Here is a 23526-nt window from a genome sequence, read left to right on the forward strand (position 1 = left end):
CGCCGCAGCAGTCAGGATCTGCTGAGGATGCGCTGGAAGGCCGGCTCCGCCGCATGCCATGCCTCGATTACCTCGGTGCGCCTCACCAGAAGGCGTATCTCCCGTTCTGGTGGCGGTGCCCATGGCGGTGGTTCGGCCCATTGGTTTGCTGGAGCCGTGGCGAAGTGAAAGATCAGGTCTTGCTCGGTGGCCTCCAGCATAAGGGTTAGGTGATCGAAGGTGTCGCCGAGGATGAGCGGCTTCGGTCGCCGTGTGCCTACGCTTTTGGCCGCATCGCACAGGGCCCGCAGGTTCTTGACGTGGGGATATAGGGCGGTAGCGGTCGCATCGCCGAGAGCTGTTCCGCGGCCGTAGAGCTGGAAGATGCCGAAGCGCCCGTCGTGGCTAGTCGGGGTGCATTCCGCCCGGAACTTGGTGACATCGCCGCCGCCCACGGTGGTGTTCGTCGGAACCAGCCGGTGCCAGATCAGGTTCCACGGCCACCCGATGCCTGACGGGGTTGCTGGCTGGGTGGCGGCGAGGTTCCAGGGATAGGCCGACGGGTTCCAGGAGCGCACTCCGCAGGTCGGGCAAGGCTTGCAAGGGTAGGCGGGACGTTCCGCACACTGGGCAACGGTCCGCCGAGACCTGTCCTGATCGGTATGCGGTGATCAGCCGCCGCACGACGGTGGCCATGGGTTCCGTGGGGTGCACTGCCGGATCCGGGCAGAAGGCCAGCCAATGTGGCCAACGGTTCCAGCAGTCGCCTGGGAGTGGCTGGCGCCGCCCGGCCGTCTTCTCCGCTCGGCGGCGCGACGTGTAGGCCTGCGCTTCGGTGAGCCAGAGCCGGCGAGCCCGCTCAACTTCCGCGACCGCCCGAAGCAGGGAGTCTGGATCCGACTCGAGCCTGGCGGGCAGGTGAGCCGCGATGACCAGGTGGTGCCAGGTGGCTCGGAACCCGTATGGGGCGAAGTGCAGGACGCATTCGCGTAGCGCGAGCAGCCGGCGTCGCAGCGGTAACTGACTGTCTCGGACGCGAGCGGCCTGGGCCGGGAAGCTACTCACATCGAGAACGTACTCGTGCTTCCATTTTTGCGGAGCGGGAAGTCTCGCTGCCGCATGCGCAGCGAGCTCTCAACTGACTCACCCCGGGCATAGAGAACCTCCTGGTCAGGGCCTATAAGACCACGATCGAAAGTCTCCGAGCTACCGGGGGAACTCAGGCTGGATAAAGAACCATGGTGTGGCTCCGCCAGGTATTTTGCGGCGAGGGGTCACGCGGATGGCCCGATAATCTCCTGGCCCAGCCGGGGGCGACCGGCTTCGGCTGCCCCCGGCGTGCCGGGTTCAGCGGGGCTTGTGGGCGGTGGTGGATGCGAACTGGTACCCGCGCACCAGCACCGCCGGGTCGGCCATCAGCTCGGCGAACCGGTCCAGCTCGTCGTGGGACAGGTCCTGGGCGAGGAGCCGGTCGCGTAGCTGGGTGGCGTTGTCGGCGTACAGGCGGCAGCCGGCGCTGCCCCCGGCCCAGGTCTCGGCGGCCCAGCGGGTGTGGACCTGCTCGAAGCCGTTGGCGAGCAGGACCGACGGAACCTTGTCGCCCCAGTGCAGGTCGACACCGCGGCCGGCGAGGACGTCGAGGATGGTGTGCACGACGCGGGTGATGAGTTCGTTGTCGCTGTCGGCGGGGGCGTGCGCGGATACGGGTGCGTAGACGATCTCGCCGAGAACGAGGTGCCCGCCGGGGCGCAGCGCGTTGATCATCTGGTGGAGCAGCAGGTGCCGGTTCGGTAGGTGTTCCAGGACGCAGCGGGCGGTGGCGATGTCGATGGTGCCGGGTTCGACCGGCAGTGGTTGGGTGCGCAGGTCGCGCTGGTAGACGTCGAGAACGCCGGTGGGGTTGAGCATGCTGGTGTCGATGTCGACGGCGATTACCTTCCCGGTGCGGCCGACCAGTTCGCACAGGTGCTGGGCGATGGAGCCGGCGCCGGCTCCGACGTCGAGGGCGGTGTGCCCGGCGGTGACGCCCAGGCGGGTCAGGTCGTCGAGGGTGACCGGGTCGAGCATCTCCTGCAGGGGGTGGAGCTGGTGGGGGCTGTTGCGGAACTGGTAGCGCTGCGTGGGTGCGGTGGCCGTCATGGAGTGGCTCCTCGTGTCGTCGTGGTGTGGCAGGGCAGGGGCGTGGTCAGTAGCCAGTGCTGTTGCGGTCGCGGGTGCAGCGGTCGGGGTGGCGGGGCTGGCCGGGGGAGGGCTTCGGGTTCCCACCAGCGGCGGGTGGCGTGGCTGTGGGCGAGGTAGAGGAGGTACGTCTCCGCGCGCCACCCGGAGAGACTCAGGTGGGCGGACTCGTAGGCGAGGACTTCCCCAGTGATTGGATGCAGGACGAGCAGGGCGCGCCGGTCACCGCTGGTGGCGGCGACGGCGATGCCTGGGCGGCCGGAACGATCGACCACGCGCGGGTAGTAGGTGAGCGGGCTCAGACTGGCCAGAACGGTCAGGGCGGCGGCGCGGCCGTCACGACGAGGGCTGTACCAGGTCGACAGATATGCCAGGTCCGCCAGCATCTCGGTGGGATCGGCTCGTGGGAGCTCGTTGATGCCGAGGTCTCGCCGCAGCACGTCGGTGCGGGTGAAGGGGGCGATCGGTCCGACGTGGTACAGGCCGCCGGGACGCCACCAGTCGTGGGTGACCGGAACGACGCTGGCGGGGTGCTGGGTGGCGAGTTGGCCGCCGGACCCGTCGTCGCCGCGCCACCGGACCACCTCCCGTACCGCCGCCCCGGAGAGGGCGGGGTTGTTCCACTGCCGGTAGTGCACGAGGTCATACCGGCCCGCAGCGGTGTCGCACGCGCTGGCCCGCAGGCGTGCCGCCAGCGCCCGCAACGGGGCGCGCGCCGGCTGCGGGTACGCCACCGGGGTGCCCTGATGGCCGGTGGTGGTATCTGCCGCTGCAAGCCGGGGCTGCGGGGCCGCTGAGGTGGGACAGTGCGCGGCCCTGGGCTGGGCGGGGATCGGTGCCGGCATCGTCGCGGCGGGTACGGCGGTGGCGGCGAGCATCACCAGGGCCGTCGTTGCCGCAGCTGCCGGGGTCACCGGTGGGCCTGCTCACGGTTGGGCAGGGTGGGTGAGACTAGGGCGAGGCGGTCACGCAGCGCCTGCTCGGCTTGCCCGCCGCTGGTGGTGATCGGTCCGGTAAGGCGCCCCCCGGCTAGGACGTGCACGGCGTCGCTGAGGGTGGCGGCGGCGCGGGCGTGCGGAACAGCGGCGAGGACGGTCACGCCGTGGCGGGGCAGGTCCCGCAGCGCTTGAGTGACGTGCGCGGCCATGGCGGGGGCGAGTCCTTCGGTGGGTTCGTCGCACAGCAGCAGCCGCGGCGCGGTGCGCAGGGCGCGGGCGATGGTGAGCATCTGCTGCTCCCCGCCGGAGAGTTGGTGGCCGCGGTGACGCAGCCGGGCCCCGAGGGCCGGGAACATTTCCAGCAGTTCGTCCACGGTCCAGGTGCGGGTGTTCGGGTGGCGAGCGGGCGGCCGGGTGACGGTGAGGTGTTCGGCGACGGTCAGCGACGGCCACAGCCGCCGGCCCTGCGGGGCGAGGGCGACCCCGGCGCGAGCGGCGCGGACAGGCGTCCAGCCGGTCACGTCGCGGCCGTCGAGCAGGACCCACCCGGCGGTGGGGCGCAGGTGCCCGGCGAGGGTGTGCAGCAGGGTGGTCTTTCCGGCGCCGTTGGGACCGACCACCGTGTGCACGGCGACGGCCGTCAAATCGACGTTGATCTGGTGGAGGACGGGGGTGTCGGCGTGGTAGCCGGCGGCGAGGTCACCGATGCGCAGCATCGTCACCCCCGGCGCCGAGGTAGAGGGCGGCGACGGCAGGGTCGGCGCGCACCGTGTCGGCGGGGCCGTCGGTGTGGCGGCGGCCGTTATGAAGCACGGTGATCCAGTCCGCGAGGGCGGCCACGACGTCCATGTGGTGCTCGACGAGCACGACCGCCATCCACCCGGGCAGGCTGCCGAGGATGTCGAGGAGCCGGCTGGTTTCGGTGTCGGTGAGGCCGGCGGCGGGTTCGTCGAGCAGCAGCACCCGTGGCTGCCCGGCGAGCGCGACGGCCAGGTCGAGCATGCGGCGATGCCCGTGCGACAGCGTGACGGCTACCTGTCCGGCGTGATCGGCGAGGCCGACGAGGTCGAGGACCTCGGCTGGTGTGCGGTCGGGCTGGTGGCGGTGGTGCCAGCCGCCCATCCGCACACAGTCGAGGACCGTGAGGTCGGGGTAGACGATGGGGTGTTGGAAGGTACGCCCGATGCCCGTGCGTGCCCGCCAGGCCGCGCCGCGACGGGTGATGACCTGCCCGTTGTAGGTGATGGCGCCGGTCTGGGTGCGGGTGGTGCCCGCGAGCAGGTCCAGCAGGGTGGACTTGCCGGCACCGTTGGGGCCGATGACGGCGTGCCGATCGCCGGGGGCGACCGTGAACGCGTCCAGGTCGAGGACGGTCAGCCGGCCGTAGGCGTGACGCAGTCCGGTGGCGACCAGGCCGTTGCCGTGGGCACGGTCGATGTCGCTCGGTAGGCGCTGCGAGGGCACGTTGTCGGGATCGATGCGGTGGACGGTCTTCACAGCGTGCTCCTGACAGTGGATCGGCCCGCCTCGTCTGCCGGGGCCGGGTGGCCCGTGCCGTGGGCAGAGCGAGGGTGAAGGCGGAGGGAGAGGCGGTTGGGTAGGGCGGTGAGGCCGCCGGGCAGCAGATACACCGCGGTGACGAAGAGGGCACCGAGCAGCAGGGGCGCGTGGCCGGGCAGCGGGGCGGCGACCACGTCTCGCACCGTGAGGACCGCGATCGCGCCGGTGGCGGCGCCGGGCAGCGACATGGCGCCGCCGATGACCACGGCGAGCAGGGCGAGGGCGGCGGTGGTGAAGCCGACGTCGGCTGGGGTGATCCACCGGTGGGTGTGGATCAGCAGTGCCCCGCCGATGCCGGCCACCGCGCCCGCGCCGGCATGTACCGCCCACAGGTAGGTGGTGACTCGATGGCCGCTGGCCGTGGCGCGGGCCGCGTTGCCGCGTACGGCCGCCAGCAGCGTCCGCCGGTCACCGCCGAGCAGCGCTATCGCGGCGGCTGTTGCGGCGATCGCGACGACGGCGGCGTAGAGCAGTACCGTGCGGTCGGCCAGCAGTGGCGGCACGCCGGGCAGTAGGCGGGGGGCGGGGATCCCGGCGAGCCCGTCGGTGCCGCCGCTGACCGTCCGCCGCTGGGCGGCGGTGATCGCGGTCAGTTCCGCGGCGGCGAGGCTGAGCATCAGGAACACCGTGGGGCGGTGGCGGACCAGCACCGCGCCGATCACTGCGGCGGTCAGGGCTCCCGCGCCGGCCGCTGCCAGCAGGTGAAGTAGGGCGAGGTCGGTGCCGGCGAGGGCGAGGCGTGCGGTGGTGTAGGCGCCGGCCGCGTATGGGGCGACCTGGCCGAGGGTGGGCAGGCCCGCGTGGCCGGTGACCGCCGCGACGCTGACCGCCAACACCGCCAGGGGCAGCATCCGCGCCGCGGTGGCGTGCAGATACGGATTCGGTGACAACGCCACAACGCCCACCACCGCAGCAGCCAGACCAGGTGTCACCCATGGCCGGCCGCGTCGCGCCAGCGCCCGTGCCACCGTCGGTGGCATGCCGGGTCCCGGGCTGCTCATGCGGGTGCCCGTCCGGGAAGGCTGGTCCGGCGGGCCAGCAGCACCACGGCCATGGCGGTGATCAGCAGGTACGGGGCAACCGTGGGGAAGGACGTCACGCCGACGGTCTGCACGAGTCCGACGGCGAGGGCGGCGGCGAGCGCGCCGGGAACGGAGCCGAGACCGCCGCAGACCACGATGATCAGGGACAGCAGCAGGGTGGTGTCGGCGGTGTGCGGGCCGACGCCGAGGATCGGGGTGGTCAACGCCCCGGCGAGACCGGCGAGAGCCCCGGCGGCCACCAGCACCGCCGCGTCCACCAGGCGGGGGTTCACACCGATGCCGGCGACCATGGCCCGGTCGTCGACCGTGGCCCGGACGAGCTGCCCGGCGCGGGTGCGGTGCAGCAGCACGTACCCCGTCGCGACGACCACGAGGGCGATGCCGAGCACGGCGAGCCGGTCGACCGGATACCGGTGCCCGGCGACCCGCACGGTCGTCTCCAGCGCCCCGGGCAGGCGGGGTCTCAGGGTGTCGTGGCCGTAGGCGGTGGTGAGCAGGTCCGCGCCGATGAGCGCGACACCGAAGGTGAGCAGCGCCTGGTCGAGATGCCCGCGGCCGCGCAGGCCGGCGGTCGCGGCGGCGAGCAGTCCACCACCGGCGGCCCCGACGAGGGTGGCGTAGCCGGCGGCGAGGGCGAGGCTGGCCCAGGTTCCCGCGCTGGTGGCAGCGGCGACGTAGCCGCCGGCGGCGATCAGGGTGCCGTGCGCGAGGTTGAGCACACCTCCGGCGCCGAACGCGACGGTCAAGCCCGCGGCGGCAATCGCCAGGAGCAGCCCGTAGGCGACCCCGTCGACGGCGGGTATCAGGTAGGCGTCCACGCGCACCGTGCCCCCTTTCGTTCTGGCTGTCTCGGTCAGGGCAGGGTGGTGAGGTCCTGCAGCAGGACGTTGGACAGCACCGGGCCGTCGGGCTTGACCTCGCGCAGGTACCAGCGCTGCACCGGACGGTGCTCGGTGGGCTCGAACTGCCAGTCCCCGCGCGGCGACACGACCCGCCCGACCTGCCCGATCGCGGCGTTGAGCTTCTCCCCGGTCACCTGCCCGTCGACGGCGGACAGCGCCCGGTCGAGGACGGCGGCCGCGTCGTAGGAGGCCATCGCGAACGTGGTCGGTTGCCCCGGGTGTCCGGCGGCGGACCAGGCGGCGACGAACTCCTGGTTGGCCTGGTTGCCGAGGGTGGGGCTGTAGTTGAGGACGTTACGGATTCCGGTCGCGGCAGGACCCTGCGCGGCGAGAACGGACCCTTCGGTGAGGAAGCCGGCGGCGTAGAGGGGAACGTCGCGCAGGTCGGACTGGGCGTACTGCTTGACGAACGCCACCGCCGCCGCCCCGGCGTAGAAGGTGTAGACGGCCTTCGGTTTCGACTCGGCGGCCCGATTCAGGTACGGCAGGAAGTTCTCCGTCGCCGGGAACGGGGTGAACAGCGTCTTGCCGTCCGGGTTGGCGAGTCTCCCGCCCAGGCGGGTGAAGGTGTCGGTGAAGCCGCGGAGCTCGTCCCAGCCGCCCTGGTAGTCCGGGCCGATCGCGTACACCGTCCCGTCGCCGACCTGCGACTTGATGTAGGAGGCGATGGCGATGCCGGGCTCGTCGGAGTTGTACGAGGTGTGCCACGTGTAGCCGAGGTCGCGGGGCTTGCCGCCCACCGGCGCGAACGCCGGCCTCGCGTTCGACCCGAGCAGCGGAACCTTCCGCTCGGTGGTCAGGGTCTGCACCTTGTCGACCGTCGCGCCACCAACCAGGCCGGTCAGGGCGACGACCCGGTCGCGTTCGAGGAGCTTCTGCGCGGCCGGGACGGCCGTGGCCGGACCGTCGCCCTCATCGCCGACGATCAGGTCGATCTTCCGGCCGCCGAGGTTGCCGTCGTGCGTGTCGAGGTAGAGCTGGAAGCCGCGTCGCATGTCCTCGCCGACGGTGGCGTAGGTGCCCGACAGCGACACCAGCAGCCCGACACGGACCGTGCCGGAGTCGGTGGCGGTGCTGCTGCACGCGGCACCCGCCAGCAGGACACCGGCCACGGTCAGGGCGGCGAGTCCGCGTCGCGGGCGTGGGCGGGGAACGGACATGAAGGTGCTCCTTCGTGCGGGGTGACAGGTGGGTTCGGTGGGGTCAGGACTGCGTGGCTGCCGAGCGGGGCGCGGTGCGGGTGAGAACGTGCTCGACGAGGGCGATCAGCAGCCGGCGGACGCTGTCGCGGTCGCGGGCGTCGATGCCGACGATCGGCACGTCCGCGGTCAGGGCGAGGGCTTCACGAATGGCGGAAACGGAATAGGAACGGGCGCCGGGGAACTGGTTGACCGCGACGACGTAGGGCAGCCGGACGTGGTCGACGTAGTCGAGGTGCCGAAACGAGTCCTGCAGCCGACGGGTGTCGACGAGGACCACCGAGCCGGCGGCGCCACGGACGATGGCGTCCCACATGAACCAGAAGCGGTGCTGCCCCGGGGTGCCGTAGACGTAGAGAGTCACACCGTCGACCTCGAGACGACCGAAGTCCATCGCCACCGTGGTGGTGGTCTTGGCCGGGGTATAGGAGGTGTCGTCGGCGTTGCCGGGCGACATGGCGGCCTCGGTGGTCAGCGGCGCGATGTCGGAGACCGCCCCGACGAGGGTGGTCTTCCCGACGCCGAACGGCCCGGTCAGCACGATCTTCAAGTTCGGCGGCGCGCCCGCAGGCGGGCGGGCCGCGAGGGCGCGTGTGCTCATCGCCGGCCGGCTCCCACCACGGCGTGGGCACCCGCGAAAGCGGGAGTGAGCTGGTCACCGACCTGGTCGGCGAAACGACCGAGCTCTTCGGTGACGAACGCGAGGTCGGCATCGCGGGTGGCCAGGGTGAGCAGCGACGCACCGGTGCTCACCGCAACCAGGATCAGGAACCCGTGAGCCAGCTCAGTCAGGTTGCCCCGCACCCCGCCCGCGGACAGGTCGCGGGCGGCACCGTTGAGCAGGCTGTTCATCCCGGCCGCCACCGCGGCGAGGCGTTCTGCGGCTTCCCGGTTGAGCCCATCGGTCCAGGCCAGCAGCAGCCCATCGGCCGACACGGCCACGGCCTGGCTGATCCCCGGTACGCGGGCGACCAGGTTGCTGTTCAGCAGGTAACTCAGATCACTCATGACTGGCCCTTCGACTGGGGAAAGCGGCGGTCGAGGCCGCGCTGGTAGGCCCCCGCCGTACTGGCCAGGCCACCCATCGAGCGGACCGGCGCGTCGGCAGCGGGCGGGGGCGGGGGCGGGGGTGTGAATGTGGCTTTGGGCTGTCGCTTTGGCAGGCCGTTGGCCGTGGTGGTGTCCTGTCCGGGCAGCCCGCGCGCAGGAGTGGAGGGCATGTGCACCGTGGCTCCCTCGACGAACCACGCCGGTGGCGGCAGGTGTCGGGCTGTCTCGTCGTAGGCCGGCGTCGGCTCCGACTCAGTCACCCGCTGCGGCACCGGAATCACCGGTAGCGCCTGAGTAGGGCCATCGGTCGTGCTCGGGGCGGGCGGCCGGCGTCGGGCGGGCAGCGCGGTCGGACCGCCGCGCCGGGCTGGCACCGCCGTGGGCGCGGGCAGGGTAAGGGTGGACGCCGGCGTGCCGCCGGGAGCACGCCGGCCGGCGATAGGGCCGGTGGGCAGCGCGGCCGGCTCGGGAATGCTGATCAGGAGGTTGGCCGCGGGGATCTCGATTTCCGCGACCGTGCCGTGCGGCTGTCCCGGCAGCAGCCGCACGCGCAGCCCGTGCGCCGCGGCTAGCAGCGCGACGGTGGCCAGGCCTTGGCGCCGGATGTGCTCCACCTCGATCATCGGCGCGGGCTCGGCCAGCTCGGCGTTGAGCCGGGCCAGCAGGTCCGGCTTGATGCCGGGGCCGGTGTCGGTGACCTGGATGATCGCCCGGTTGCCCAGCAGGTGCCCGGTGACCAGCGCGTCGCCCGGGCTGTAGCGGGTCGCGTTGTCCAACAGCGACGCCAACAGGTGCACCAGGTCGTCGATCATCGGTGGTGGCACCAGAACCCGCTCGTCGATCATCCCGAGCAGCACCCGCCGGTACTCCTGGATCCGGCCCTGCGCCGCCTGCGCCACCGTCACCAGCTCCGCCGGCTGCGGGTGCACCGCCCCCAGCGACCGGCCCGACAGCACCAACAGGCTCTGCGTGGCGTGCAGCAACTGCGCGGCGAGACTGTCCACCGCGAAGAACGTCGCCAGGGTCGAGGCGTCCTTCTCGTCCCGCTCGGCCATGTCCAACTCGCGCAGCAGCCGGTGCGTCATCCCCTGACACCGCCGCCCCACCGCCTCCACCGCACCGGCGGCCACCCGCCGCTGCCGCGCCAGATCCGTCGAGATGCGGTACGTGTTCAACGCCAGCGTGTCGAACGCGGCGGCCACCTCGGCCACCTCGTCCCGCGCCGAACCGGGTGCCAGCGCGGCAGGCGGCGGCGGAACCGACGCCGGGTCGGCAGGGTCCGCCGCGTCGACGCGACGAACCAGGTCCGGCAGGTCCTGCTCGGCGACACGGGTGACCGCGTCACGGACTCGCCGCAGCCGCCGCGCCAACGCCCGACCCTGTCGCCACGCCAGCACCGCCGCGACCACGGTCAGCGCCACGGCGACCGCCGACAGCACGCCCGTGGTGACCCACTGCTGTCGGCGTTGACGCCCCGCCTCGGCGGCGATGTCCGCGTCGACGCGGGTCTGCACCTCATACAGCCGATCGCGCCGCTCATTGCTGACCGCGGCCCACCGGGACGCATTCACCCGCAACCGCTGACCCACTTGAGTGCGGGCAACCTCGTCGTCGAGACGCTGCGCCGCGAGGACCTGCGGCCCGGACAGCGCCTGGTCCAGCCACGACCGCCACCGCGCCGGCGACCGCTGCGACACCGCCAGCAACGCCTCGTCATACCCGGCACGGGTCGCGGCCAGCTCCCGCTGCACCGCCTGCGACACCACAGCGTCGTTGTTGGCGGCTACAGCTGCCTGTTGGATACCCGCGTACTGCCCGGCCTGTGACAACGCCGCCGCCACCCGCAACTGGTCGGCCACCGCACCGTCCGCACCGCCGACCTGGCCCACGGTCTCCCGTACCGCCAGCCCCTGCGCGACCACCGCCCGATACCGCACCAGCACCGCCGTCAGCGACGCTGACCGTGCCTTGACCTGCTCCCGGAACACCGGAAGCAACCGCAGCTGCTCGTCGAACGGCCCCACCAGCCGACTCACCGAATCCGAGGCATCGAGCTCGCCGCGGCGCTGCCGGTAGGCGTCGACCGCCCTGTCGGATGTCGCGACCTGCTCGAGATAACCGTTGAGGCCAACCGCCGAATCAACGACCAGCCCGCCGGCGACCTGCCGCTCCCGGTCAAGTTCGTGCAGGACCTCACCCACTGCGGCCGACACGGCCACCAGCGACTGCAGGCGGTCGGCACCGCGCGCCTGACGGCTCGTCGATGCCACACCCCACGAGGCGAAAACCAGAGTCGCCACCAACGGGACCAGCAGCAGGAGCGCAAGCCTCCGAGCAACAGGCACAACAGTCCTTCCTGGTTCGAGAGCTTGAACGGGCGCAGCCAAGGCACCGAGGCGGGCGGGACCTTGCCACGTGAATCGGAAGCGGAGACCGTGTAGCGCCGGCACCGTTCCGGGCCGGTGTCTAACTGGGTGGTTTCCGGTTCAGGTCACACTGACGGCTCTGGCTGGTAGCCCTTTGGCAATCGGTCCAGACATCTGGCCGTTGATGCCCTTGTGAACGTCGATGATTGCGTCGTCATCGAGCCAGAACCAGTACCACCGCGGCAGGCCACCATGAGCCCTCACCATGACAGTTGGCCAGAACCAGGCCGCGGGATCCCGGCGCTTCCGGCCGAGGTGCATCAGGGCAGGTACGCGAGCCCCATGAGACCTCGCGGAATGCCCAGGCTTTCGGCGATTCGTTCGAGCACGTCATATGAGGTAACTCGTTGGCGGCCCTGGATAACCGCTCGGACCTGGTTCTCGGTCGTTCCGGTCGCCGCAGCAATCGTCGCCTGGCTCCATCCCCGCGATTTGAGGAAGCGGAACAGGGAGCCGATGTCGCGCTGACGGAGCAGGTCGGCAAGCGAGCGACCCCCGAAGTGCCCGTCGATCCACCAGTTTGGATCAGCCTGGCTGTGTGCCCGCCACCCCGGGTACCCCGCAGACTGTGACTCGAGCACAGCGGTGGTGGCGGTACGGGTGTTCATGGCCATGATGGTCAAAGCGCTCTCTCCTGAAGGTGTGGGGTGATGCCAGCGCGTCAGCTTCTGCGGCGGGCCGCTGGGGTGACCAAGGTGCGCTTCTCCGGCGATCACCCTCGCCTCGACATCCGATCGCTGATCGTGGGGATGTGGCCACCCCCGGTCAGGGACTGTCGTGGACGTCCCGGTGGGGTATAAACGCCCCTATGCGTCCCTTGCCAGGTCTCGACCTCTGATGCCGAACGAACGTCTGCGAGGAGCTGTGTCAGCGAAAGGGCTGACCACACAGCGGTGTGCGGAACTGCTCGGAGTCGACCCGAAGACGGTGGAACGCTGGATCACCCGCGATCGTGTCCCGCATCGCGCACACCGCGTCGCGGCTGCAGATCTGTTGGGCGTGGACGAGACATACCTGTGGCCTTCGGTCGTGGACGATCCCAGGACGGTGTCTGCGGGGCGGGCCGAGATGGTGGAGTTTTATCCATCCCGGTCGGCGGTGCCGCTGGAGCTGTGGCGGTCGCTGATCCAGCAGGCGCGGGAGTCGGTCGACATCCTCGTCTACGCCGGGCTGTTCCTGCCCGAGCTCCACGACATCACCCAGCTCGGTGACCGGGCCCGCCAGGGCTGCCGGATACGGGTGCTACTGGCCGATCCGAACGGTGCCGCAGTACGTCGCCGCGGAGATGAGGAGGGCTTCGGGGTTGGGCTCGCCCACCGGGTGTTGCTGAGCCTGCGCTACTACGAGCCGATCTCGACCATCCCTGGCGTGCAGGTCCGGCTGCACGACACGACGTTGTACGCGTCCATCTTCCGGGTGGACGAAGCCATGCTGGTAAACACCCACGTGTACGGATCCACTGCCGCCCACAACCCGGTGATACATCTCCGGCGCGTACCTGGGGGCCGGGTCGTCGACCACTACCTCGCCAGCTTCGACCGGGTCTGGGCCCAGGCTGAGCCCACCTCGAACATCAATGCGGCAATAGCCGCGTTCAACGGGAGATGACGGATGCCACGCCGCGACTTCTTCAACGACCCTGATGCCCCCGAAGCCAACAGCGTGGTGCCGTCGGTGGTCGCGGCAGTTCAGAACGAGCACGGCGAGTTGTTGATGATCCACCGCACCGACAACAACCTGTGGGCTCTTCCTGGCGGTGGTCACGACATCGGTGAGTCGATCGCCGACACGGTGGTGCGGGAGGTACATGAGGAGACGGGCATCGAGGTGGAGGTCACGGGCCTGGTCGGCACATACACCAACCCTCACCACGTGATGGCCTACGACGACGGTGAGGTGCGCCAGCAGTTCTCACTGTGCTTCACCGCCAGACCCGTCGGTGGGAATCTGACGACCTCCAGCGAGTCACGTCAGGTCCGCTGGGTGCATCCCGCCGAACTCGACCAGTTGGACATCCACCCCTCAATGCGGCTGCGCATCGACCACGCCCTCGACAGTCGGACCGCGCCGTACATCGGCTGACGTCGGAGGGGCGTTTCCCGAATCCGGGGACGTCCCAACCGTCTCGCCGAGCCGGTAGGACGGCGGCCCGCGGTGCGGCTACGTTCGGGGGGTGTCTGACCTGACGGCCAATGCCAAGGACCTTGCTGCTGGTCTCCTCTACTCCCCACAGATGGCCCGGCGATGGGCACACGTCCAGGGTGTCGGCCAGCGGGCCACGGAACTGACGAGCACGGTGGCGCCGGCCGATCGTGACCTGCTGGTGGCAGCCGCATGGCTGCACGATGTCGGTTATGCGCCGGACCTCGTGGACACCGGTCTGCACTCCCTCGACGGCGCCCGATACCTGCGACGTAACGGCTACCCGCAGCGGCTAGTCGGGCTGGTCGCCCACCACACCTGCGCCCGCATCGAAGCGGCCGAGCGCGGCTTGGCGGACCAACTCGCGGCCTTTCCGCTCGAAGAGGGACCCCTGATGGACGCGCTCGTCACCGCCGACCTCACGGTCGGACCGCTGGGACAACGTCTCGAGGTCGCCGAGCGCATCGAGGAGATCCTCCGCCGGTACTCTCCGCAGAGCCCCGTTCACCGGGCGATTCAGCGAGCAGAGCCGCTCCTCATTGCGCACGTCCGCCGAACACTGGATCGGCTCGACGTCGACAAGCAACCCGCTCCATGACATCCGAAGTGAGGCCGGTTGGTCCAGCCCCATGACCTGTATGCCGACACCTGGGGTGGAACGGCCATCCCGGCTCAGCTGTCCGACCGTCAAGCCGGTCCGGAATGTCAGAGGATGCGCCACTGAACGAGTTCCTGGTCGCCCCGTCTGAGTGCGCTGATGCGGCGGAGCACCTCGGCTTCGGCATCGGTGCCGGGACGGGACTTGCGGGCGTTGGTGGCGATCATCTGTAGTTCGCGGAGTTGGCACAACTTCTCGAAGCTGTGCCACGAGGTGACATCCCAGCCGTATGCGGCGGTGAAGTCAGAGAAGGCGGCAGGGCCCGGTGGGGTAAACCGGCGACAGTGCACAGCGACGGTGGCCAGGTCCCATTCCCGGGGACCGACAGCGGCACCGTCCCAGTCGGCAAGCACTGGCGTGCCGTCGAAGCGGCGCAGTGCGTTACGGCTCTGGGGATCGGACTGGATCAGGCTTGCGCCCCGGGGAAAGCTCATTCCGCTCCAGTGGGTGGCGAGCGATTCGAGACGCTTCATCAGCAGGTGACGGTCCTCCGAGGTAAGGATCGTCGAACTTTGTACCGACCGTCGGATGTTGTCCACCGGCTCCAAGGTCGGCAGGCTCACCGGAGGAGCCGGCAGCGCGTGCAACTGCCGGAGCAGAGCGCCCAGCTCGGCCGTGGTGACCGGAGTGTCGTTCGCCGGATCGAGCCGTTGCCAGACGGTCACAGCATGCTCGCCCACGAGCAGGGGTTGTGGCAGCCGCGAGCTGAGGCCAACAGTCGGGAACCCCTGACCAACCAGCCACCGCACGACGGCCACCACGGCGTTCATGCGCTCCACGCCGAATTCCGCCGGAGCGATCTTGACCACCACGTCACCGACCGCGTAAACCGCGTTCGTGTGATGCCGGATCAGGACGGCGTCGGCGTCAGACAGCTCCAGGCGACGACACACCTCGGCGAGCGCCGGACGTGTTCGCGCTTCGACGAACATGGGGCCCCTAGGGATCGAGCGCGGCAGTTCCGGCAGCAAGCGTACGGGCTCGCTCCCGGCAGGCTCGCACATAGTCCGTCAGCTCGGTGGTCTCGCTGCCGCGATGTCTAGCCGGAATCGCCGAGACCACGTCGCTCGCTCTCGTCAGGATGATCTCCGTGCGCTGCGTCTCGGGCAGGGTGGCGACGGCGTCGAGCGCCGACGCTGCGGCCTCTGCCGCTCGCCGGTCACCCACCAGGCACATCGATCGGTCTAGCGCGAGGAGAGCGGGATCGATCGGCACCGAAGGTGTGGGGCCGTAGAGTCGCAGGGCCTCGTCCTGCACCCGGTAGGCCTCGCCCGTGTCGCCCAGCCAGGTACTCGCTCCGGAGAGGTAGAACAACAGGCGCTTCATCGGAAAGCGGAAGGCCGTGTCACTGTCGTCATCGCCGACCTGGTCGAACATCTGCCGGGCCTGAACGATCGCCCGCCGCGCCTGCTCAGCCGATCCGAGTCGGGCCAGCGCCCGTGCGCGTCCCGCCGCAGCAAGCGCCGCCGAGGACGACGGCATCGCGGTGACCGCCAGCGCCGCCTCCGCTAGGACGACCGTCTGCCGGGGGTCACCGAAGTAGTAGGGCAGCATCGCCGCTTGGGCCCGGACCAGCACCCGTAGCCGGCTGTCCGAGCTGTCATCTGCCGCGTGGATCGCTGTCCGGTACCACAGGCGTGCCTCGTCGGCGTTCCCGAGCCGCATGAGCGCGTCGGCGCACATGGTCGCCAACAGAGCCGCTGTGCCGGAGAGCCGCGCCTGGACCGCCGCCGGCTGTCTACGTCGGGACAGGACCTGCACCTCGGCGCACTCGGTGGCCAGCCGCGACAGCATCGCCCTCGGGGGAGCTGCCGGATAAATCCGCATGTGCTCACCGGCCGCTTCCTCAATCAGGTCGAGTTGTCGCAAAGCGACGGTCGATGAAGCAAGCGCTTCGTCCAGCCCAGTACGAAGCCGGGCGAGCGCGGCGATCGCTTCATCCGGCCGGACCCCTGCTCGTTGGTGGGCCGACGAGAAGTCCGCTGAAGCTCCCACCTCTCCGTCGAGCGGGCGACTCGCATCACCCGTTCCGTCCTGGCCCAAGCCCATCCAGGCTCTGGGAACACCTAGTCCGACCGCGATGCGTTCGAGCACGTCGTAGGCCGTTACCTGGCGCGTGCCCTTGGTGATCTCGGCGGCTCGATTCGGGGACACGCCGACCAACGCGGCGATAGTGCCGTAGGAAACGCCACGGGCATGCAGGAATCGGAACGTGGCGGCGACGTCACGGCGCTCCAGGAACTCGCGGATCGGTCGACCCTCCCAGACGCCCGACGCCCACCAAGCCGGATCGACTTGGGCGCCCACGACAACCTCCCGTCGAATGGAAACGGTTCCGATCAATATGTCATCACTTCGCGTCCCTGGCGACAAGTCGATTCGGTGCCTTGCGACAGGTGGCAGCTCCTCAGATGATCCTCGCCGTAGTGGCAGCCGTCACCCCCATCGTGGCCCCCCACCGTGGGGGTCGACAGCGCGCGACGCGCTCGAAATACTTGAGCGACTCCCGGCAATTAACAAGGAGTGCAGGGTGAGGCGCATTGGAGCGGGCTGGAACCGAGGTAATTCCCGATGAAAGCGCCGATCCGTAAAGGTCGGCGCAAACAAGTGGTGGCATGGCTGTCGCGCTGGCCTCGCAGCAACGGTCAGAGGCCCTGGGGTTCGACCAACGGCGACATGCGGGAACTTGGTCCACGATTCGAAGAGGGGTTCGGATGCCCATAGCGACGCCCGACACCAAACTGGAGGTCGATGAGGTAGCCAGGCTGGCCGCTCGTTATGAGGTGCCAGTCGAGGACGCTGTGCTGATCGCGCTTAACCTGTACGGAATCTCGTCGGCTCACTGTCAGCACCGAGCCCGGGTGAGTATAACGCTTGCCTCGGCCTCAAAGGTGGCATGGAAGGTGATTGTGCCCCTGAATGCGGTGGGGTCGCCGTTCCGGCTCCGCGATCACGATCTGTATTTGGGACAGCAATGCATTGGTAGTGTGCAGCGGATCGATGCCGACGAGGCGGTTGGCGGCTACTTTCGAGATGGCGGCAGGGCCGCGACGTTGAACCCGAACGCCCGAAGCCGCTGTGTGGGCTGCGCGTTCTGCCCGAACACTCTGGAAGCTGCCGCCGACCCACGATTCTCTGAGGAGCGGGAGCTCACCGAACTACTGGCGGCGATGGTTGAGCAGCACCCGCGCCGGGACTTGAGCGAACTCCGGGAGGTGACTGTCTCGACCGGATGCTTCGAGCGGGAAGACGCCGCCGTTGCTCACCTCGTAGGCATGCGGACCGCGCTCGGGCTGCGGGGCATCGGCGCCCGGATAGGTTTCCTGACGTCGGTCATCCAGTCAGACAGCGCCTTCGCCGATCTCGCTGCTCGCGTCGCGCCGTTCGTGCTGCGGTTGACCGCCGAGTGCTTTACCCGGCGTGACCTGCTGCTGAAGGCGAGCAAGGCGCGGCTACGGCGCGCCGACATGCCCGACCTGCTCCGTCGGGCCCGCCACGCGGGACTCGGCACCTCCTTTACGTACATTGTGGGTCTCGATCCGCTCACCGAACTGCGCACCGGTGTGGCCGCGCTCGGCGAACACGTGACCGAGTTTCCCAACTTCCAGGTGTACCAGGCCCATAACTCGATCATGGCGGGTCTCCGGACGCCGGGCGCCGAGCAGTTGGAGTTCTATCTGCAGGCCAGGGCATCCATAGAACAACTGCTGGGCGGGCGCGGGCTGCGGCCACTGGCTTGGGAGTGCTATCGGCCGCTGTGGTACTTCAGCTTCGCTGGTGAACGACTGCTGGGAGCCTGAAGTGTCGGTGAATCTCGCCCATCGTGCGGACGCGCTCTGGCGGGCGCTCACATACCTGTCGGTTGCGCAGTTGCACCTGCGATCGAACGTGCTCGCTGCCAACTGCCTCGACGTCTCCGATGTCAAGGAGCGCCCGGCAGGCCACTGGGGCACCGTGCCCGGCACGGCATGGGCGCTGGCGCATGCCGGCCTCGCCGCCGGCTGCCGCATCGGTGTGCAGATTGTTCCAGTTCTGGGCGCCGGCCATGCCGGTGTCGTCCAGCGTGCGTTGGCTTGGTTGACCGGGGACATGGCCAAGATAGATGCGCGGTACGGCCGAGACGCTGCTGGACTGGCCGCCCTGGCTGCGGCGTTCCCGGACGGGGATGCGCTCGGCTCCGAGGTTCATCCGGAGTTGCCAGCCGGTGCGTACATGGGCGGGTGGCTCGGCGGCGCGCTCGCCTTCGCCCAGGGCATGGCCCTGGACTCTCCGAACCGGGTCGTCCTGCCAATCATCGGTGACGGCGAATGCGAGACGCCTTCCACTGCGGCCTCCTGGCTGGCCCACCGCGTGCTAGGTGACACCAGGTTGTTACCGATCGTGCATCTCAACGGTCATCGAATGGGCGGTCCGTCTCTGCTGGGTGCCATGAACGACGAGCAGGTGAGCGCCTACGCACGCGGTCTGGGCTGGGAGCCGGTCGTCGTCGAGGTTGGGACAGGCCCCGGCTTGGCCGAGCATGCCGAGTTCCACCGTGCCCTGATGGCCGGCGTCGAGGCATCCGCCCGTGGAGCACATCGCGTGGTGTTCCTACGGTGCGTGAAGGGCTGGTCCGGCCCCATCGGGGCGCACAAGACACCACTCACTGACCTGGCCGGCGATCCCAGCCAGCTAGCGGCGCTGCGTGCCTGGCTGTCGTCCTACCGACCCAGTGAGCTGTTCGACGCCGACGCGCAGCCCATTGGTGCGCTCGCGTCCGCGCTGGACACCATTGACGTTGGCAGCGCGCTGCCGGATGCCCCGCCACTGCCGCCGTCAGTACCGGCAACGGGCCGGGGTTTTGCGACGGAGGTAACCGCGGTGCTGCGGGCGTACGCCGCAACCGGCGGCATCAAGGTGTTCAGCCCGGACGAACTGCGGTCGAATCGTCTCGGTGAACTGCAGGGCGAAGCTTGGGCACATGAGGTGCTTGCTGAGGAAGTGCTGCTCGGCTGGGTTGCCGGGTGGACAGCGACAGGCCGTCGCGGCCTGATCATCTCGTATGAGGCATTCGCCCCGCTGTTGCTGACCGGACTGGTCGGTCAGCTCAAGCAACGGCGGCTCAACAAGGACGCTTTGCCGAGCATCAATCTGCTGCTGACCTCGTATGGCTGGCACAACGTGTACAGCCACGGAGACCCTTCCCTGATCACGGCACTGTTGGGAATGGGCGACCCGGCCGTGCATGTTTTCACACCCGCCGACTCGGACCGGGTCGCTGTCGTGCTCAACGACGCATTGCGGTCAACAGGGCGAGTCAACGTCATCGTCACGGGCAAGCACACCACCGTGAACTACCCCCGGGAGACGGTCGATGAGGAGCGTCACCGCGGCTTGGCGGTCTGGCACCATCTGAGCGACCCTGGCGAGCCAGACCTGACGCTGGTGTGTGCCGGCGATCTGGCCGCGGCAGTGGTCACGGATGCCGCTACGAGGATCCGCAGCCACTCTGGCTGTCGGGTCCGAGTGGTCAACGTCCACGACCTGACAGCGCTTACAGACCCGGACCTGCATCACTACATCGGAACTCACGCCGCCGTGCTCATCGTGACGCTCGGGCATCGGGCCGCGATCTGGGGGCTGCTCGGCGGGCGGCTGCACCGCGACGTCGACGTAATCGGCTGGGCCGAGCCGCCGTTCCCGATGCCACAGGCCAGGTTGGCGGCGCACGCCGAGTTGGATGTCGCGGGTGTCACCTCGGCGGCCGCGGCACTGCTAGCCAAGCGGAAGCGCTGATGGTAGCCAGGATTGGAGCGGTCCTTGTCGTCACCACCGAAGCCCGGTCGGGCGAGGACGACACGTTCGTCGCCCTCCACGCGGCCGGGGCGATCGGCTGGTACGGGCCGGTGACGGCGGAGATTGGACGGTACGTGGAGGCGATCCTGGCTCAGCCGGCACTCGGCGAGCCGGTGGACGACCCGTGGAGACTTCATGCGGCGTTGTGCAGGGCGACCCGGACAGATGCAAGCGTGGTGGCGTCATGGGCCGTCGGTGCAGTCGATTGCGCCGCTTGGGATCTACGTAGCCGGCTTGCCCAAGTGCCCGTCGCGGACCTGCTTGCGGCGGCACCGCAGCGGCAGGTGCCGCTCTACGCCTCCTGGCTGAGCCTCGACGTCGCAAAGGGCATACCCCTCGCGGCTGTCGAGCGGGTCAACCGCGAGGGATGGCAATTCACGAAATGGGGCCTGCGCAGGAATCCAGCAACCGACGACCGCAGGGCGGAGGCCGGCCGGCTTGCCGCAGCGGTACGGGGTATTGCGGCGGCGCTCAGGCGGGAAGCTGCGTTCGACGCCGTCTTCACCTGGGATGCCGAATTCGCCTGGCTGTTTCTCGATGAGCTGGACTCGGCTTCGGTGCGCTGGCTGGAGGACCCACTTCCACAGTGCGATCTTAAAACGTATGAGGCGTTGGCGATAAACATCCCGTTGGCCCTCGGCGAACGGCTGCCCCTGCATGCCGACTCTGAGGCGATGCTCAGGCTCAAGCTGCAGGCGTTCACACTTGACGTAGTGGCGTGCGGCGGTCTCACACGCGCCGTCGACCTGGTGGGTGCGGCACACATGCGCGGCGTGCCGGTCTATCCGCACGGCCGTTCGTTCGTTCCGGCCGTTCACCTCGCCGCCGCCTATCCGGATGCGATCGCCGCAGTCGAGTACCGGTTGCAATGGGAACCGGTTCGGCAGCAGGTGTATGCGCAGCCGTGGCTACCCATCGACGGAGCGATCACCGTTCCCAGGTCTCCGGGCCTGGGTGCCACGCCGAGGAGCTGCTGATGCCCGAGACCCTTCAGCGCCTGCCCATCACCGGTACCGTCGCCGCCGACTCGAACGGCACGTTCCTCGTGCTGTCCGAACGACTCGACGGACACGACACGTTTCTGACCGGCCAGCTCCAACTCCCCGCCGCTCGGCCGGTACAGGTCCAGATCTTGAGCTTTGACGACGTCACCGTCCTGCGCCTGCTCGACCCCACGCACGTGCCTCCCGCCGGACCGTGGGCCGGCATCCTGCACCTACCGCACGGCTGGCGCACCCGGTCGGTTCCTGAGGACCTAGCGACCGCAGCCCGCGCCGCACGCCGTGACCTAACCGCCTTGGACGAGGCGGAGAGCCGCTACGCGCTTACGTTCCTCGCCGAGGCAAGCACTCCGGCGATCCGGCAGGCCAGGATCGAAGCGATCGTCAATGCCCTACCAGCGGCGGATACTTCCCCGTGACACGGCTACTGCTAAGCATCGATGTCGGAGGGACCCTTTGTCGGATCGAAGGACCCACAGTAGCCACGATCCTGGCGACGGCTTCGCCGCTCAGACCTGCCGACGCGCGCCGCGTCATCCGCCAGCAGCTGTACACCCGAGCCTCGATCGACGCCGCAGTCATTGCCGAGGTCTGCGATGCTCTGCAGCTTCCGGCTAGTGCCTTTCCGACACCCGTCGAGTCCTCGCCTCCACAGCTGCTGCCAGGGGCGGGCGCGGCGCTGCGAACCATGAGTCGGCACGCCAACGTGGTCACGTTGTCGAACGTGAGCTGCCTGGAGGCCGATACTGGCCGTTTGCGTGCCCTGCTGCATCCGTGGGTAATCGACTACTTCCCCTCCTACCGGACCGGCTACGCCAAACCCGATCCAGCCGCTTTCCAATGCGTGGCCACCGCATGCCGGACCAGCCCGGCGAATATGGTGCACATCGGCGACGATTGGGCCTGCGACGTCATTGGTGCCCGAACCGCCGGGGTGACCGTCATCTGGGTGTCGAACGGACGGCCGGTGCCCGAGCCCGAATGGCTCAAAGACGGCGGCGTGCTCGTGGCCACTGATCTCATCGCCGCCAGCCAGCACCTCACCGACCTCGCCACTGGGAGAAGATCATGAGTATGTTCCACGGAACCGTTCGCTTCTACCGGCAGTACCGGCCCGGCATCCCGACGACCGTTGCCGACGTGTTGGATGGCGCGGTCTCTACCGGTGCGCCGCGGCGCCTGCTCGACGTAGGCACCGGCACCGGCCTCGTGGTGGAGGCCCTGCTTGGCCGTTTTGATGACATCATCGCCATCGACAACGATGCAGACATGCTCGCCGCTGCCGAAGACGCGCTCCGCCCGCAGCTGCCCGCCGACACTCAGCTGCGCCTGCAGGAGGTCACGGCGGAGGAGTTCACGCCACCGGCGGGATGGCAGGCCGAACTGGTGACGATCTGCCGGGCGTTCCACTGGCTCGACCAGGCCGCGATCCTGACCCGATTGGACGCGCAGGTCAGCCCCGACGGCGCGGTCGCAATCTTCGGCGACAACAGTTTCTGGACCGCAACCAGCGACTGGAAGGCCGCAATCCGCACGGTCATTCAGGACTTCCTCGGCGAGCAGCGTCGCGCCGGCGAACGCACGTTCCAGCACCACAACCGCCCGTATAGCGAGATCATGCGTGAGTCGCCGTTCAGCCAGGTCGAGGAGCACAGCGTGCCCGTGAACCGGACCTGGACCGCCAACAGCATCCTTGGGTACCTGTACTCCACCTCGTTCGCCGCGCCACAACTGTTCGGCGACCGGCTCGGCGAGTTCGACAGCGCCGTCCGTGCCACCCTCGCCCGATACAGCGACACCGACACCTTCACCGAGGACAACGAGTTCCTCATCCGCATCGGCCGGCGAGAACGGGCATGAACCGATGGTACGGATCGCTCTCAGCGCCGGAGATCGCCATGCAGCTAACCGAGAGATCGATCCTGTGCCTGCCCATCGGCTCATATGAACAGCACGGCCCGCACCTGCCCCTGCACACCGACACCGTAATCGCCGGGCAGTTCACCAACCGCCTCGTCGACCGCTACGGCGACCAACACGACCTCTGGGCGCTGCCCGCGCTGCCCTATGGCCTGTCCCTGGAACATTCCTGGGCTCTCGGCACGGTTTCCCTAAAGGTCGGCGCACTTACCACCCTGCTCAATGCCATTTTCGGCGAGTACGCGCGGGCCACCCCGGCCCGTCGGCTGCTCATCGTCAACGGGCATGGCGGCAATCGCGGCATCCTCGAGGCATTCAGTTACGAACTGCAGACCACGCATCAGGTGCGGGTCGGCGTCATCCACCCCAGCTCACTCTCGACCGCACATGCGACGTCCGGACTGCCGGAGATCCACGCGGGCATGAAAGAGACCAGCATCATGCTGACCCTCGCCCCCAACGACGTTCACCTGGACCGGCTACCGGAGACGTTCGCCGCCGACCCAGCCCACCGCGACGAAATTCAGCGACTCATCCTCGACCGCGGCACCACCTGGCCGTGGAGTTCGGGCGACGACTGCATCGCCAGCCTCGGCATCATTGGCGGTGACCCACGGCTGGCCTCCGCTGAACTGGGGGAAGCCATCATCACCAGCGCCCTGGACGCATCCGATCATATTCTACAACATCTGTAG

The 23526-nt window shown here is 69.1% G+C and carries 24 protein-coding genes; 10 read left to right on the forward strand and 14 right to left on the reverse strand.

Features of this window, described 5'->3' with window-relative positions:
• Positions 1 to 11: 11 nt before the first annotated feature.
• The 12 genes from ABZ573_RS02830 to ABZ573_RS02885 form a co-directional block, all read right to left on the reverse strand.
• Positions 12 to 557, reverse strand: a complete 546-nt coding sequence (locus ABZ573_RS02830) for a hypothetical protein (protein ID WP_358115059.1) — start codon at positions 555 to 557, stop codon at positions 12 to 14.
• A gap of 769 nt (positions 558 to 1326) precedes the next feature.
• Positions 1327 to 2118, reverse strand: a complete 792-nt coding sequence (locus ABZ573_RS02835; RefSeq protein WP_358115062.1) for a methyltransferase domain-containing protein — start codon at positions 2116 to 2118, stop codon at positions 1327 to 1329.
• Positions 2115 to 3071, reverse strand: coding sequence for a hypothetical protein (locus ABZ573_RS02840; RefSeq protein WP_358115065.1), 957 nt, complete (start codon positions 3069 to 3071; stop codon positions 2115 to 2117). The genes ABZ573_RS02835 and ABZ573_RS02840 overlap by 4 nt, the downstream gene beginning before the upstream one ends.
• On the reverse strand, positions 3068 to 3811 hold the full coding sequence (locus ABZ573_RS02845; protein ID WP_358115068.1) for an ATP-binding cassette domain-containing protein: 744 nt from the start codon (positions 3809 to 3811) through the stop codon (positions 3068 to 3070). The genes ABZ573_RS02840 and ABZ573_RS02845 overlap by 4 nt, the downstream gene beginning before the upstream one ends.
• Positions 3795 to 4592, reverse strand: coding sequence for an ATP-binding cassette domain-containing protein (locus ABZ573_RS02850; RefSeq protein WP_358115071.1), 798 nt, complete (start codon positions 4590 to 4592; stop codon positions 3795 to 3797). Before ABZ573_RS02850 ends, ABZ573_RS02845 begins: the two co-directional genes overlap by 17 nt.
• Complete coding sequence (locus ABZ573_RS02855) at positions 4589 to 5551, reverse strand: branched-chain amino acid ABC transporter permease (RefSeq protein WP_358115073.1); 963 nt, start codon at positions 5549 to 5551, stop codon at positions 4589 to 4591. The genes ABZ573_RS02850 and ABZ573_RS02855 overlap by 4 nt, the downstream gene beginning before the upstream one ends.
• Positions 5552 to 5652: 101 nt before the next feature.
• A complete protein-coding gene (locus ABZ573_RS02860; RefSeq protein ID WP_358115076.1) occupies positions 5653 to 6522 on the reverse strand; it encodes a branched-chain amino acid ABC transporter permease in 870 nt (289 codons plus the stop codon).
• A 29-nt stretch (positions 6523 to 6551) separates the two neighbouring features.
• Positions 6552 to 7760, reverse strand: a complete 1209-nt coding sequence (locus ABZ573_RS02865) for an ABC transporter substrate-binding protein (RefSeq protein WP_358115079.1) — start codon at positions 7758 to 7760, stop codon at positions 6552 to 6554.
• 43 nt (positions 7761 to 7803) lie between these two features.
• The gene (locus tag ABZ573_RS02870) at positions 7804 to 8400 is read right to left on the reverse strand and encodes an ATP/GTP-binding protein (RefSeq protein ID WP_358115082.1); all 597 of its coding nucleotides are present in this window, start codon (positions 8398 to 8400) and stop codon (positions 7804 to 7806) included.
• Positions 8397 to 8807, reverse strand: coding sequence for a roadblock/LC7 domain-containing protein (locus ABZ573_RS02875; protein WP_358115085.1), 411 nt, complete (start codon positions 8805 to 8807; stop codon positions 8397 to 8399). The genes ABZ573_RS02870 and ABZ573_RS02875 overlap by 4 nt, the downstream gene beginning before the upstream one ends.
• Complete coding sequence (locus ABZ573_RS02880) at positions 8804 to 11119, reverse strand: nitrate- and nitrite sensing domain-containing protein (protein ID WP_358115088.1); 2316 nt, start codon at positions 11117 to 11119, stop codon at positions 8804 to 8806. The genes ABZ573_RS02875 and ABZ573_RS02880 overlap by 4 nt, the downstream gene beginning before the upstream one ends.
• Positions 11120 to 11535: 416 nt before the next feature.
• Positions 11536 to 11889 (reverse strand): helix-turn-helix domain-containing protein, encoded by a 354-nt coding sequence (locus ABZ573_RS02885; RefSeq protein WP_358116110.1) that lies wholly within the window; start codon positions 11887 to 11889, stop codon positions 11536 to 11538.
• A 313-nt stretch (positions 11890 to 12202) separates the two neighbouring features.
• On the opposite strand from ABZ573_RS02885, the gene ABZ573_RS02890 reads away from it, so the two are divergent.
• The 3 genes from ABZ573_RS02890 to ABZ573_RS02900 all read left to right on the forward strand — a co-directional run bounded on the left by ABZ573_RS02890 (position 12203) and on the right by ABZ573_RS02900 (position 14015).
• Positions 12203 to 12883 (forward strand): XRE family transcriptional regulator, encoded by a 681-nt coding sequence (locus ABZ573_RS02890; protein WP_358115091.1) that lies wholly within the window; start codon positions 12203 to 12205, stop codon positions 12881 to 12883.
• A gap of 3 nt (positions 12884 to 12886) precedes the next feature.
• The gene (locus ABZ573_RS02895; RefSeq protein ID WP_358115094.1) at positions 12887 to 13357 is read left to right on the forward strand and encodes an NUDIX domain-containing protein; all 471 of its coding nucleotides are present in this window, start codon (positions 12887 to 12889) and stop codon (positions 13355 to 13357) included.
• Positions 13358 to 13448: 91 nt separating this feature from the next.
• The gene (locus tag ABZ573_RS02900; protein WP_266317575.1) at positions 13449 to 14015 is read left to right on the forward strand and encodes an HD domain-containing protein; all 567 of its coding nucleotides are present in this window, start codon (positions 13449 to 13451) and stop codon (positions 14013 to 14015) included.
• 107 nt (positions 14016 to 14122) lie between these two features.
• Here ABZ573_RS02900 and ABZ573_RS02905 read toward each other — a convergent pair whose 3' ends face one another.
• Together ABZ573_RS02905 and ABZ573_RS02910 are read right to left on the reverse strand one after the other, a co-directional pair.
• The gene (locus ABZ573_RS02905; RefSeq protein ID WP_358115097.1) at positions 14123 to 15007 is read right to left on the reverse strand and encodes a phosphotransferase; all 885 of its coding nucleotides are present in this window, start codon (positions 15005 to 15007) and stop codon (positions 14123 to 14125) included.
• 7 nt (positions 15008 to 15014) lie between these two features.
• Positions 15015 to 16382 (reverse strand): hypothetical protein, encoded by a 1368-nt coding sequence (locus ABZ573_RS02910; protein WP_358115100.1) that lies wholly within the window; start codon positions 16380 to 16382, stop codon positions 15015 to 15017.
• A gap of 407 nt (positions 16383 to 16789) precedes the next feature.
• Here ABZ573_RS02910 and ABZ573_RS02915 point away from each other — a divergent pair, with 407 nt between their 5' ends.
• Genes ABZ573_RS02915 through ABZ573_RS02945 form a run of 7 tightly spaced genes read left to right on the forward strand, consistent with a single transcriptional unit; the run spans position 16790 to position 23526 of the window.
• The gene (locus tag ABZ573_RS02915; RefSeq protein WP_358115103.1) at positions 16790 to 17875 is read left to right on the forward strand and encodes a hypothetical protein; all 1086 of its coding nucleotides are present in this window, start codon (positions 16790 to 16792) and stop codon (positions 17873 to 17875) included.
• 1 nt (position 17876) lies between these two features.
• Complete coding sequence (locus ABZ573_RS02920; protein WP_358115106.1) at positions 17877 to 19850, forward strand: hypothetical protein; 1974 nt, start codon at positions 17877 to 17879, stop codon at positions 19848 to 19850.
• On the forward strand, positions 19850 to 20887 hold the full coding sequence (locus ABZ573_RS02925; protein ID WP_358115110.1) for an enolase C-terminal domain-like protein: 1038 nt from the start codon (positions 19850 to 19852) through the stop codon (positions 20885 to 20887). Before ABZ573_RS02920 ends, ABZ573_RS02925 begins: the two co-directional genes overlap by 1 nt.
• Positions 20887 to 21330: a hypothetical protein gene (locus ABZ573_RS02930; protein WP_266317581.1), complete on the forward strand. Its 444-nt coding sequence runs from the start codon at positions 20887 to 20889 to the stop codon at positions 21328 to 21330. Before ABZ573_RS02925 ends, ABZ573_RS02930 begins: the two co-directional genes overlap by 1 nt.
• Positions 21327 to 21983 (forward strand): HAD hydrolase-like protein, encoded by a 657-nt coding sequence (locus tag ABZ573_RS02935; protein ID WP_358115113.1) that lies wholly within the window; start codon positions 21327 to 21329, stop codon positions 21981 to 21983. Before ABZ573_RS02930 ends, ABZ573_RS02935 begins: the two co-directional genes overlap by 4 nt.
• Positions 21980 to 22771 (forward strand): class I SAM-dependent methyltransferase, encoded by a 792-nt coding sequence (locus ABZ573_RS02940; RefSeq protein WP_266317583.1) that lies wholly within the window; start codon positions 21980 to 21982, stop codon positions 22769 to 22771. Before ABZ573_RS02935 ends, ABZ573_RS02940 begins: the two co-directional genes overlap by 4 nt.
• Positions 22768 to 23526 (forward strand): creatininase family protein, encoded by a 759-nt coding sequence (locus ABZ573_RS02945; protein ID WP_358115116.1) that lies wholly within the window; start codon positions 22768 to 22770, stop codon positions 23524 to 23526. Before ABZ573_RS02940 ends, ABZ573_RS02945 begins: the two co-directional genes overlap by 4 nt.

The organism is Micromonospora sp. NPDC007220, assembly GCF_040634035.1.
Lineage (GTDB): Bacteria > Actinomycetota > Actinomycetes > Mycobacteriales > Micromonosporaceae > Micromonospora > Micromonospora reichwaldensis.